Annotated in this window: 6 protein-coding genes; all 6 read left to right on the top strand. The window is 44.3% G+C overall.

Going from position 1 to position 13,654, the window contains the following annotated elements; genetic code table 11:
• The first annotated feature begins 753 nt into the window (after positions 1–753).
• Genes HL290_RS15045 through HL290_RS15020 form a run of 6 tightly spaced genes read left to right on the top strand, consistent with a single transcriptional unit; the run spans position 754 to position 13,619 of the window.
• Complete coding sequence (locus HL290_RS15045; protein ID WP_198496893.1) at positions 754–2,643, top strand: fatty acyl-AMP ligase; 1,890 nt, start codon at positions 754–756, stop codon at positions 2,641–2,643.
• Between the two features lie 50 nt (positions 2,644–2,693).
• Entirely contained in the window at positions 2,694–4,469 is a 1,776-nt protein-coding gene (locus HL290_RS15040; RefSeq protein WP_198496963.1) for an acyl-CoA dehydrogenase, read from the top strand.
• The gene (locus tag HL290_RS15035) at positions 4,466–4,726 is read left to right on the top strand and encodes an acyl carrier protein (RefSeq protein WP_004640490.1); all 261 of its coding nucleotides are present in this window, start codon (positions 4,466–4,468) and stop codon (positions 4,724–4,726) included. Before HL290_RS15040 ends, HL290_RS15035 begins: the two co-directional genes overlap by 4 nt.
• The gene (locus tag HL290_RS15030; protein WP_198496892.1) at positions 4,723–8,682 is read left to right on the top strand and encodes a non-ribosomal peptide synthetase; all 3,960 of its coding nucleotides are present in this window, start codon (positions 4,723–4,725) and stop codon (positions 8,680–8,682) included. Before HL290_RS15035 ends, HL290_RS15030 begins: the two co-directional genes overlap by 4 nt.
• Before the next feature lie 24 nt (positions 8,683–8,706).
• A complete protein-coding gene (locus HL290_RS15025) occupies positions 8,707–12,348 on the top strand; it encodes an outer membrane lipoprotein-sorting protein (protein ID WP_198496891.1) in 3,642 nt (1,213 codons plus the stop codon).
• Positions 12,345–13,619 (top strand): DUF1302 family protein, encoded by a 1,275-nt coding sequence (locus tag HL290_RS15020; protein WP_198496890.1) that lies wholly within the window; start codon positions 12,345–12,347, stop codon positions 13,617–13,619. Before HL290_RS15025 ends, HL290_RS15020 begins: the two co-directional genes overlap by 4 nt.
• Positions 13,620–13,654: the final 35 nt, after the last annotated feature.

Genomic DNA, 13,654 nt, shown 5'->3' with positions numbered 1-13,654 from the left:
TTTAAAAAGTATTTTTTAATTTAATAGAATTTTAATTAAAATGGATTTTTTGTGGAGAAGAACCATTTACTTTGGAATTTATATTTTAAATTTGAATTAATGGGATGCTTTTATTGTTCTAACATTAATAGTAAATAATTTTTTTGATTAATGTTCTTGCTATAAAATTGAGTGTTCATGTTTTATGCGTCATTGGTAGATGAAACGTATTGATTTATAGGTTTATATATTGGTCACAATACTGTACATAATTTTAAGCTATTCAAATGCAATTTAAGGCAGATTTATCCTTGTAGATAAAGGCTCTTAGGGGATTTTGCCTGAATCTTTTATTGCCCTTTAAAAGAGAAAGCACACAGTAAATTAGATCTTAAATACAAGATCTACAATCAAGAGAACAATAAAATAAGAATATGGACTGGTTGTAACTTGGCAGGCTAGAAACCTTGTTAAATATTATTGAAATAGATATGAAAGATTGAATTTGAGTTTTAATTTAATTTCCAGATTTCACAAAATTGACTGAATAAAAATAATTTATGAAAGAGATCTAGTGTCTTAATTTTCAATAAATATAGGCCAACCTGTAAACCCTTACAGGTGTAATAAAAAACACTCGCACATAAAATATAATGTGAATTTATATTTTAAACAAAAAAAGTATATTCATTTTTTATTAAAAGCCCCAGCTAGACATGTAATTTCTGAATTAGCGAGTTTTAAGGGTGAATTATAAATAATTGGAGTTAAGTTATGGCTGTAATGGGTACGGATAATATCATTGCAACTTTGGAATCCCACGCAAATTTAAATGGAGGCAAGATTGCTTTTGAATATTTGGGACGACAATCTGGTGGTATTCAATCTCTGACGTATGCAGATCTGAACGAGCGGGTTCAATATCAAGCTCAAATATTATTGAACCTTGTAGACAGTGGTGATCGTGCTGTATTGCTGTTCGAGCCTGGACTGGACTTTATCGTATCGTTCTTTGCTTGTCTGAAAGCTAAAATTATCGCAGTACCTGTCAGCTTGCCTTTTAATCGCAACGGTTTTTCTAATATTTTGAATATTATGAATGACTGTGAGCCAAAGATCGTACTCACAACTCAGAAGATTCTTGAGCTATCAGGTCTGATCACATTAAAAGCTCAAAATGAAAATTTAATATTGCATGCCGTTGACGCCCAATTGCAACGTGACTTGGTGGAAAAGGATTTTCCACATATTGCTGAAGATGATATCTGCTTCCTTCAATACACTTCAGGGTCAACTGGTTGGCCTAAAGGGGTAATCGTCACCCATAAAAACATCATGGCAAATGAAGTCATGATTGCTGAAGCTTTTGGTACACAAGCCGATGATATCGGTCTTACATGGTTACCTGTCTATCACGATATGGGATTGATCGGCTCGGTTTTACAGACCGTGTATGTAGGTCTGACTTGCTATGTGATGTCACCGCTGGATTTTATCCGTAAACCTCTTAAATGGCTGCAATTCATCAGCGAAAAAGGGGTCACGATTAGTGGTGGGCCAAACTTTGCCTATGAATTGTGCCTACACCGCATCTCGGATGATGAGGCTGCATCGCTTGATCTGAGCCGTGTGCGTGTGCTGTTTAACGGTGCCGAGCCGATCAAGGCCAACGTCATGCAGCGTTTTATGGAGAAGTTCAATACTCAGTCGCAATTGAGACTAGATACTTTCTTGCCATGTTATGGCTTGGCAGAAGTTACGCTCTTAGTCAGTGGTGTAACTGGTCCTCTCAATGCTATCTCGATAGACCGTGAAAAGTTGAATGCCAACTTGGTGCAGATCAGCCAAGATCAGACAGCTGTGCAAGTGGTGAGCTGTGGCAAGATCTCAGCACACATTGATTGCCGTATCGTCAATCCGCATACCCACAAAGAGGTGGAGGCTGATGAAGTCGGTGAAATCTGGTTAGCAGGTGAGAGTGTCACTGCGGGTTACTGGCAGAAGCCTGAGGTCAATCAGGAAACCTTTGCTGCAACCATTCTCAATAAAGCAGGTAAGCCTAGTCAAGTGCATTACTTAAGAACTGGTGATATGGGTTTTATCAAAAACGGAGACCTATATGTGACTGGTCGCCTTAAGGATGTGATCATCATCCGTGGCAAAAACTATTACCCGCAAGATATCGAGTGCTCCGTCGAAGTAGCGCATCCTGCTGTCCGTAAGGGCTGTGTCGCAGCAGTGAATTTCGGTAATTCTGACGGTGTTACGGTTGTACTTGAGATCAAGAAGAAGTCGATAGACAAGACACTTAATTTTGAAACCATCAGAACTCAGGTTAAAGAGCAAGTGGTGGCTGATATCGGCTTGCCTGTAGAAGGTGTTTATTTGCTGCATCAAGGTCGGATAAACAAGACCACTAGCGGCAAAATCAGAAGAAGAAAAATTAAAGAGCAAATCGAGCGCGGTCAACTGATCTGTTTAACCCATCCAAACCGTAGAACAGTGATTGCTCGAAACTATGTCAAGAACGGCTTAGAAGTCATCCGTGATCGTGAGCAGCGGGGGCAGATGATTCGTTATAGCTCCAATCTACTTAACTCAATGATCAAAGAACGAGAAGTGCGCGCGCTCATTTTTAATCGACTCAAAAGTGCTTTGTTTTAATCCTTACCCTTTAATCATTTGAGCAAAAACTCATGTCACTTACGTCCAATTTGCGGCAGTTTCAATCTGCTGCTCGTCTGGAGCAAATTTTAGGCTCCGTACATGATACTAATAATGATTTTTCTTGGTCCGCGGCCATCGAGCGTGATGAGAAGGAGCAGTACCCTCAGCGTGCTGTTGACTTTCTGAATGCTGTGGGCATGAACCGTTTTTATGTACCTTCGCAGCTCGGAGGTCGCATGGAAATTGGTGAAGAGTTGCTATATTTACATCGCGTACTTGCACGACGTGATCTAACAATTAATTCGACCTATAGCACTAATGCTTGGTCTGTGATCGTATGGATCGGCGGTAATCCTAATCAATGCGAAAACATCGCTAGTCGGATTTTGAGTGGTGCTGCACCAGCGCTTGCTTATAGCGAGAAAGCGCATGGAGCCGATCTGTTATCCAGTGAAGTAACTGCACAAGCTGTCGAGAGCAAGTACGTCTTAAATGGTGAAAAATGGTCAATCAATCGTGCGACTCTAGGTGACTCTTTAAGTCTGATTGCTAAAACATCAGATGATCGTGGACCGCGTAGCCTGAGTGCATTCTGGCTTGATAAGCATCACATGGCCTCTAAAGGAACCTATAGCCTGAACCGCCTGCCGACGGTGGGTATGCGTGGGCTAGATATTAGCGGTATTGGCTTTAACAATGCTGAAATTCACAAAGATGCCCTGATCGGTGAAGAAGGTCAGGGATTGGAGCTTGGACTCAAGACGCTACAGGTGACGCGTGCATATTGCAGCAGCTTCTCTCTGGGTGCGGGCGATACGATGCTGCGCATCGCGACCGAGTTTGCTATCGAACGCGAGTTGTATAACAAAAAAGTAATAAGCATTCCGCTAGTACGTGAGCAACTTGCTACAGCCTATGCCTATCTGTTAGCAGCTGAGGTGTTATCACTCGTTGGCGCGCGTGGGCTACACGTCTGTATCAATCAGTTCAGCACATGGTCACCGATCATTAAGGTACTGGTACCTGAGTATGTAGAGTCACTGGCCAAAATTACTTCCTCAGTGCTTGGGTCGCGTTTTTTCTTAAGAAATGCATATGCTGATGGAATGTACCAGAAAGCTTTCAGAGATCATCTGATCGTTAGTGTATTTGACGGCAGTAGCACCGTCTGTCTAGACAGCCTGAGTTTTCAGCTCAAATCTGCCAATAAAGGACGTAGCAAAAAAGCCGACCATCTCGACCAAGCCGAAGCTAAAGCACGTTATCGCCAGTTGTATGACTTGCAGGTGGAAAACGACGCTATTGATTTCCGCGAGCTTGAGATTTTCAACCGAGATGGTGACTTGGTGATGGAGTCACTGGGAACGATCATCGAGATGCTCAACGATGCTGACGTTACAGTGGGGCTGGCTGCTGAGATCCTGTCCACGCTACGTGAGCGTGCTGATCAGCTTCTTATCGAGCAGCGCACGCTAGATCAAAAAATTCAAGATTATTTCTCAAGTTCAGAAGCGGCTAAAGAGTTCGAAACATTACGTTTCAGCTTAGCCCGCGACTATGCCGAGCTGTTTGCTCGCATTGCTGTGCTGGGTTTCTGGGTCTTTAACCGTCGTGGCCTAAGACCTGCTTTGCAGGATGGTGCATGGCTGATCATTTTCCTAAATGCTGCTGAAGGGCAGACGTCCCCTCCAATGACATCACTGCGTGAAAGCACATTGGCAGATCTGCTAGACCGAATTTCAAACAACCATATGTTATCTGTCATCGATTTTGCACTGGCACCGCGTGATGCCAAACCGGTTAAAGAGGATATTACCCCATGAATAAAGATAAAGCTTACTGGAGCGAAATCATTCGCACGCTAGTAGCCAAAGAAATGCGCGTAGAGCCCCAGACTCTTGATCCACAGAAAAAATTTACCAGTTACGGCCTTGATTCGATCGTCGCTTTGTCGGTGTCTGGGGATCTAGAGGATCTGACACAACTGGAACTTGAGCCGACACTACTATGGGATTACCCAACAATTAATGCGTTGGCTGAATATATCGTTTCTCAGTTGCAGCAGGGAGTTGCTTCGTGAACAACCTTGTACGACTGGAACCTGCAATTCTATCGCGCCATGCGATTTCTGCAGAACAGCTCGGCATCTGGTATATCCAGCGGCTTGAGTCGACTTGCAGTGCCTACAATATGGTGGTGGCCTTTGATGTGAAGGTTAACCAACCATTAGGCAACAAGCCGATGGAGATTCTAGAGGCGGTAATGCATGATTATCCGCTGCTGCGTGTAAGCATGCCTGCCAATGATCAGGGTATTGAGCAACTTATCTGGGATCGTATCTATCCTAATATTATCGTGTCGGATGCCCGCCATGTCGATGCATCTGATTTGACGCAATTAGTCGAGCAGGATACGAAGCAGCCCTTTGATCTGACCCAGCCACCGCTGTGGCGTATTCATTGCTATGAGCGCGGTCAAAATCACTATGTGATTGCGGTTGTGATTCATCATGCCTTGATGGATTTCTGGTCGATTGGTCTCTTGTTGCGTGATGTCTGCAAACGTTTTGGACTAGTTACAGAGTCGGATACAGTGAACGGAATCGAGTTTGCACAGTATGCAGATAAGCAGCAGAGCACTGTGACCGATGATGCTGATGAGAGTCTACTCTTCTGGAAAAATGCGTTGCAACATGCACCACACGTGCATAGCATTCCGCTTGATTATCCACGTCCAGCTGTGCAGCAACATAAAGGCAGCTCACTGGTTTTCCGTGTGCCTGAGTCAGTGTCGTCTGGTCTTGTGAACTTGGCGAAAGATTATGAGATCACGCTGTTTGGACTCGTACTATCTGGCTTTTATATCCTGCTACATAAACTATCGAATGAAAATGATCTCGTTATTGCCACACCAGTAGCTGGTCGACTTGAACGTTCTCTGCGCAATGCACTGGGACAGTTTGTCAATACGATTGCTATTCACATGGACATTGATGCTGATCAGCCTTTACGTCAGTTTACACAGCAAGTGCAGGAACAATTAAGACAAAGTCTCAAGCATCAAAAAGTTGCCTTTTCCAGAGTGGTTGAGGCTGTTTCACCAAAGCGTGATGGCAGTATTAATCCATTGGCGCAGGTGGGAATGTTCTGGGAACGTCTAGGCGGCATGGATGAGTTTAAAGAACTACTCTTGCCAATCCAGACCCCAGCGACTTTGGTTGGTCAAGACCTGACGTTAGGAAGTTTTCCGGTTCGCCAGCAAGAAGGTCAATTGGATCTTACGCTGGAAATGGGCGGTGAATATCAAGGCGAACTCGTTGGCGTATTGAAATACAACTCCGAGCTATTTTCTGCACAATCTGCCGATAATATGGTGCAACTGCTGCAAGCTGTACTATCAGAAATGGTGGCTCATCCTGAGCGTAAGATCGTTGAGTTAGATATCGCACCTGATTATAAGGATGGTATCCAGTTCGATGCCCTACGTGGACAGGCTACTGATTATCCTCAACATGATCTATTGGGAATGATTCTAAAGCAGATCGATGAGCGTGGTGATCATCATGCTCTGACCTCGAAGGATCATGCGGTTAGCTATCGTGAGTTAGGTCAACATATCGCTGGTATTGCTGAATATTTGCGTGTACATGGCGTTACTCGTGGCGATCGTGTAGGTCTGATGCTAGACCGCACGGCATTATTACCAGCAGCAATCCTCGGGATCTGGGCGGCAGGGGCAGCCTATGTACCACTAGATCCTAATTTCCCAAGTGAACGTCTACATAACATCATCGAAGATGCTGAACCTAAAGTCATCTTGACTCAAACCGAGTTGATGGATGCTCTTAACGTTTCTGTACCGCGTTTGGATATCAATCAAGCTGGTGTTGTGCCCCTTGAGCAAGTACGCGAGACGCTTGCCTTTGGTGAGACCGCTTATGTGATGTACACCTCAGGCTCGACAGGGAAGCCTAAAGGCGTGCGTATTGGGCATCCTTCAATCATCAATTTCTTGTTATCCATGAATGATAGATTGCAAGTAACGACTGAGACTCAGTTGTTAGCAATCACCACTTATGCGTTTGATATTTCAATTCTTGAGTTACTGATTCCGCTGATGTACGGCGGTGTTGTGCATGTTTGCCCACGTGAGGTATCACAAGACGGCAATCAATTGGTAGATTATTTAAATGCTAAGTCTATCAATGTTTTGCAGGCAACGCCGGCTTCTTGGAAGATGCTTTTAGATAGTGAGTGGATTGGCAATGCGGGGTTGACTGCACTCTGTGGAGGCGAAGCGCTGGATACGATACTGGCAGAAAAACTGCTGGGTAAAGTTGGCTGTCTCTGGAATGTCTATGGCCCGACCGAAACTACGGTATGGTCAAGTGCGGCTCGTATCACTGATGCAAAATATATTGATTTAGGCGAACCACTGGCGAACACCCAGCTTTATGTTCTTGACGAACAGCAGCGTTTAGTCCCGCCAGGCGTTATGGGAGAGCTCTGGATTGGAGGTGATGGTCTTGCAGTTGATTACTGGCATCGACCTGAGCTGACAGATGCGCAATTTAGAACTTTGCCATCTCTACCAAATGCCGGTCGACTCTATCGCACCGGAGATAAAGTCTGTCTGCGTACGGATGGACATCTGACTCATCATGGACGTCTAGATTTCCAAGTCAAGATTCGTGGATTCCGTATTGAACTAGGCGAAATCGAGAATGTTCTCAAACAGATCGACGGTATCACAGACGCAGTTGTGTTGGTTAAGACGACTACCAGCAATGATCAGAAACTGGTGGCCTATTTAACCGGACATGAGATTGACATTGCTAATCTGAAAAAGACGATGCAAATCCATCTACCAGCTTACATGGTGCCAAATACGTTTATTACATTGGATGAGTTTCCAATGACGGCTAACAATAAGCTAGATCGTAAAGCGTTTCCTGAGCCTGTGTTTGAGCAAAGTAACGATTATGTTGCGCCACGTGATCCGATTGAAATTGAACTCTGTACTACCTTTGAGCAGATTTTGTCGGTTAAACGGGTTGGTATACATGATGACTTCTTTGACTTGGGTGGACATTCGTTACTGGCTGTGAAGCTTGTTAATCACCTCAAAAAAGCATTTGGTACAGAACTATCAGTTGCTTTGCTGGCGCAATATTCCACTGTGGCGAGTCTGGGCGAGATCATTCGTGAAAATAAAGAAATTAAGCCTTCCATCGTAATTGAACTGCGCCGTGGAACTTACGAGCAACCTTTGTGGCTCTTCCATCCAATTGGTGGCAGTACCTTCTGTTATATGGAACTTTCGCGTCATCTTAATCCGAAACGTACCTTGCGCGCTATTCAGTCTCCTGGACTAATTGAAGCAGATGCAGCAGAAGTAGCAATCGAAGATATGGCGACGCTCTATATTGCTGAAATGCAAAAGACGCAGCCTGAGGGACCTTATTTCCTCGGTGGCTGGTGCTTTGGCGGTGCGATTGCATACGAGATCAGTCATCAGTTGCGTCAAATGGGGCAGCAGGTCACAGGGATTGTCATGATCGATACCCGAGCTCCAATTACAGAGAATGTGCCTGAAGATGCCGACGATGCGATGCTTTTGTCTTGGTTTGCCCGTGATCTGGCTGCGCCTTATGGCAAGAAGTTGACGATACCAGCGCAATACTTGCGTGAATTGAGTTCAGATCACATGTTTGATCATGTACTTAAAGAAGCCAAGGACATCAATGTTCTACCTCTAGATGCAGACCCATCAGATTTCCGACTTTACTTTGATACCTATTTGGCGAATGGCATCGCACTCCAGACCTATTTCCCAGAGCCTGAAGATTTTTCGATCCTCTTGGTTAAGGCCAAAGATGAGCTGGAAGATTTTGGCGAAAGTCTAGGTTGGGATCAATTGGTCAAAGACACATTTACACAGGTAGATCTGCCTGGTGACCATTCATCAATTATGTACGCTGAGAATGTCGTGGCTGTTGCCCAGACAATTGATCAGATGTATCCAATTCCCGCATAAGAAATACAAGAAGGTAGAACCACTATGGTGACCATAGAACATGCTTTCCTCATACCGGCCGAGATTGACAAGGTTTTCAACTATCTTGCAAACCCGGCCAATGATGCAGGCTGGCAATTGTCGTGTAAGCATTCTGAACTGCTAGACAATACTCCGCGTGTGGGCAGCAAGTACGAAATCGGTTTTAGCTTTATTGGGCGTGAGATGTCCTTTAAAGGTGAAATCACCCATCTAGTACCGAACGAATTGTATGCGTTCAAAGTAGTGGAAGGACCTTTCCACTACACAGGTACTTACCGCTTCAAACCACATCCAGAAGGTACATGGATTGAATGGGTGTTTGAGGCTGAGCCAGGCAGCTTTTTTGGTGTATTGCCCCCAGCGCTGCTAAAAAAAATGGTCCTCGCCCAGTTCAAGAAAGACGTTGCTAATCTTGAAGCATTGGCTCAGAAGGGCGAAGCCTATGAGTCGGTTGGTAAGCAGACGCACGAGACCAATAAACCACGTCGCAAGACTCATCAGGTGATGGAACAATATGCGCGTTGGATTCTCAAACATCGCCGTATTGTGCTGACGGTGGTGATGCTTTTGACGATTGCACTGGCGTATCTCGCATCTGGTGTAAAAATTATTATTGATCCAGATGCGCTTGCGCCCAAAGGACATCCTTATATCACCTCGACCAAGCTGATAGAAAAGAAATTCGGCTCCAAGTACATGGTCGTGATTGGTATTACGCCGAAGCAGGGTGATATTTATCAGCCGCAAGTGTTAGAAAAAGTCAAACGTATTACCGAAGAAGTTGATAATGCTCCGGGTGTGGTTCGATCCACCCTGATGAGTCTGGCTGCACGTCAGGCCAAAGGGATCACCGCCAATTCGGATGGCTTTGATGCCAAGAAACTACTGCCGAACAGTTCTGTAACTGAAAGTGATGTCGATCAGCTGAAAAAACTGCTGGCACTGAATCCAATCTACATGAATTCAGTGGTATCTAAAGATCAGAAAACTGCTGCCATTTTGCTTGAGCTTGAGGAAAGTCCAGAGGGCTTCCAAAAGATGATGGGTCCGATCAACAAGATCGTAGCGGCTGAACAGTCTAAGGATATGACCATTAGTGTGGGCGGCAATCCTGTTTATTTGGATAAAGCCGAAGATTACTCTAAACGGATCAATATCTTGTTCCCGATTGCCATACTGGTCATTGGGTTATTGCACTTCGAAGCATTCCGCAGTAAGCAGGGTTTGATCCTTCCACTAGTTACAGCTTTACTGGCTGTGGCATGGGGTATGGGTATGATGGGTCTGTTCAAACAGCCAATGGATATTTTTAACTCTCCTACACCTATTCTGATTCTGGCCATTGCGGCAGGGCACGCCGTGCAGTTGCTCAAGCGATACTATGAAGACTTTGATCGACTGACTGTCCAAGGTATGGAACCTAAAGCTGCGAATAGCGAAGCCGTGGTGCAGTCTATGGTTCGTGTTGGTCCGGTTATGATATTGGCTGGCGGAATTGCAGCGGCTGGATTCTTCTCGCTGTTGACCTTTAATATTCCGACCATCCGTTCATTCGGTATTTTTACAGGAATCGGGATCATCAGTACGCTGATCATTGAGATGACTTTTATTCCTGTACTTCGCTCGATGCTACCACCGCCTTCGGTTACCAAGGTCGCACGCAAAGGTTTACCGATCTGGGACTGGATTCCAAAACGCATTGGCGATGTCATTTTGTCAGTTCGTCCGCGAATGATGCTAATGACGGTGATTGCAGTACTGGGCGTCTTTCTTGCTATTGGCACAAGCCGTATTGTGGTGGATAACGATAGCCGTAACTTCTTCTCGCGCGACCTACCAATGCAGCAAGATGACAGATTTCTGAATCAGTCTCTTGGTGGCACAAACAGTCTCTACATCATGGTCGATACAAAGGTTCGTGATGGTATTGAAAATCCAGAAATTCTAAAAGCGATTGATAATACAGAAAAGTTCGCGAATTCAATTCCAGAGGTCGGTAAAACCATCTCTATCGTGGACTATATCAAGAGAATGAATCAGGCAATGAATGCCGATCAGCCACAGGCATTTCAGGTTCCAGCAACCAAAGATGTTGTTGCTCAGTATCTGCTGTTGTACTCAATGTCTGGTGAGCCGACTGATTTTGAATCTTATATTGATACGACTCAGCGCTATGCCAAGATCACGATTCTGTTAAAAACGGGTAGTAATCACCGTATTAAAGAAATCCTTGAGTCGCTAAAAACGTATATGGCGGGTCAATTGGGTGATAAAGCTGTCGTGAGTTTTGGTGGTGATGTGACCCAGACCATTGCTTTAACTGAAACGATGGTTCACGGCAAGCTCATGAACATTCTACAGATTTCATTTGCCGTATTCTTTATCTCAGCGTTAGTTTTCCGTTCGCTCTCTGCGGGATTGATTGTCCTGACACCACTTCTATTCTCGATTCTTGCGATCTTTGGTGTGATGGGCTGGCTCGACATTCCGCTCAATATTCCGAACTCCCTCATCTCGGCCATGGCTGTCGGTATTGGTGCAGATTATGCCATTTACTTCCTCTATCGCTTGCGTGAAATCTTGCGCGAAGAAGGGGGCGATATCAAAGACGCTATTCGTAAAACTTTAAGTACTGCTGGTAAGGCCTCTCTTTTTGTCGCGACTGCGGTTGCTGGTGGTTACGGTGTGCTGTCCTTATCGCAAGGCTTCCACGTCCATCAATGGCTAGCGATGTTTATTGTGATTGCGATGCTTTTCAGTGTATTTGCAACCTTAATTATGGTACCTACAATGATTCTAATCTTGAAACCTCGTTTTATCTTTCCCTCAAATAAAAAGAACATTACCGTTGCACAAACTGTTGTGACAAGTCTTTTGTTGGGTACTGCACTCACCATGTCAATGCCTAAAACATCTTATGCAGATGAAGTTCAAGACATTGTGAACCGTAGTGATGATGCCTCTAAGTTCTTGTCTTCAAGTGCTAGTGCTAAATTTGTGCTGACTTCTAAAAGTGGCGAGCAACGCGTACGGTTGACTAAAAATATGACTAAGCTTGCTGGAAATACTCAGAACAATATGCGTTTGACTGAATTCATCTCACCAGCAGATGTACAGGGAACCACGACGCTGTTGATTGAGAACTCAAAAGGCAGTGATAGCATGTTTGTCTATTTGCCTGCATTGAAAAAAGTACGTCGTTTGGCATCGGCGAATAAGGGCGATGCTTTTATCGGTACGGACTTTAGTTATGGTGATGTACTTGGCTATAAGCTAAGTGACTGGAAATACACGAAACTGGCAGATGGCAAATTTAATGGCAAAGATTGCTACATGATTGAAGCAACGCCAATCAATAATACTGTGAAGAGTGACTTTGGTTATAGCAAACGTCGCATGTGCATCCTCAAAGACAACTTTGTTACAGCAACCATCGACATTTGGGATACAGCAGGTAAGCCGTTAAAACATATTGAGTTCACGGATATCCGTCCTTACGGCAAAGTGAAACCAAGATGGCAGGCCATGAAATCTATGGCAAAGAATCTGCAAACTCAGCATATGACACAAGTTATCGTCAGTGATTTTGTCGCAGAAAAAACCTTATCTGATAAGATTTTCTCACCGCAGAGCCTTGAAAAATGACGCAAGGTGCCTATTGGGTATTTGCATGCTGCAGTAGCTTTATGCTACTGCAGCATGCTTATGCAGATGACAGCGAAATTAGTTTTGTGAGCCAGAACTCAGCCAGATTAGATGTGTGGTCATCGGATCGTGATCTAAGCTCGTTAAAAAACATTGGGCAAGCAAGTTTCTGGTCCAATGGTACGCTCAAGTTTAACCCTGAGTTTAAGATCCATTACGACATAAATATTGGAGACGAAACGGACCATACTGTAAACCCAGATCAGGTAAGTAAGGTGAATCGCAACTTACGTGAGTTGTACGCATCTTATAACTGGGATCAGACGTTTTATCTCGACGTTGGTCGCCAGATTGTAGTCTGGGGGAGAGCTGACGGGATTAACCCAACGGATAACCTATCGCCCCGTGACTATACGCGTCTAGTGCCAGATGAGACAGATCAGCGTCTTGGAAATGATGCTCTCAAATTGACGTATATTCCTGAATCTGGAACCAATAAATGGACCGCATTGTGGTATCCGCGTAGTCGTTCAGATGTGATTCCATTGCGTCAGATTGCTGGTGTTCAGTATGACATAGACCGTAAGAGTCGTCCTGCGTTTGCAATGCGTTGGGATTATTCCGTAGATGGTCTGGATGTTGGGGCATCGTATTTCTCAGGTTTGGATCACATGCCCGATTTGTCAGTTCTTTCAGCATCTCCAACAGGGGATGCAACATTGCAACTGAAAAATAATCCGATGTCCGTCTATGGCTTTGATTTCAGTTATAACCATAACGATCTCGTGTGGCGAGGTGAAGCTGCGTATACAAAGACAGACTCGGATGACAGCGAAGATCTTTCACATAAGAAAAATAATTTAACTGTGGTCATGGGACCGGAATTGTCATTAAAGAACTCCACGCTGAGTTTAGTAGGCGTGTACAAACATACGGAGGACTTTAGATCTGCCGACAGTCTAACAAATCCATTATTGAGAGAAGTTTACCGTTATCAGCAAACAATCAGTGACCAATATGAGCAGGATCAGTATGGAGCTATGCTGCGCTATGCACTTAACTTGCTGAACGATAATCTAAAGCTGGAAGTAACAGGATTCTATTTTGCACCAGAGCCTAATGAATTGTTGAGAGTACGTATTAATTACAGCCTCAATGATCACTGGCAGTTGAATGCAGGTGGAGATCGCTTCTGGGGTAAAAATGATACGGTGTTAGGACAATTTAGAGATAACAGTCTGGTGTATGCCCAGATTCGATATAATTTTTAAGATAATTCGCTCCAAAACAATGCTGGAGTGCCCAG

The organism is Acinetobacter sp. AC1-2 (assembly GCF_016124155.1).
GTDB classification, from domain to species: Bacteria; Pseudomonadota; Gammaproteobacteria; order Pseudomonadales; family Moraxellaceae; genus Acinetobacter; species Acinetobacter calcoaceticus.
This window is presented reverse-complemented; position numbering and strand designations above follow the sequence as displayed.

Coding starts and splice junctions, on each gene's coding strand:
- HL290_RS15045 (WP_198496893.1), top strand. CDS start 754: ATGGCTGTAATGGGTACGGATAATATCATTGCAACTTTGGAATCCCAC.
- HL290_RS15035 (WP_004640490.1), top strand. CDS start 4,466: ATGAATAAAGATAAAGCTTACTGGAGCGAAATCATTCGCACGCTAGTA.
- HL290_RS15025 (WP_198496891.1), top strand. CDS start 8,707: ATGGTGACCATAGAACATGCTTTCCTCATACCGGCCGAGATTGACAAG.
- HL290_RS15020 (WP_198496890.1), top strand. CDS start 12,345: ATGACGCAAGGTGCCTATTGGGTATTTGCATGCTGCAGTAGCTTTATG.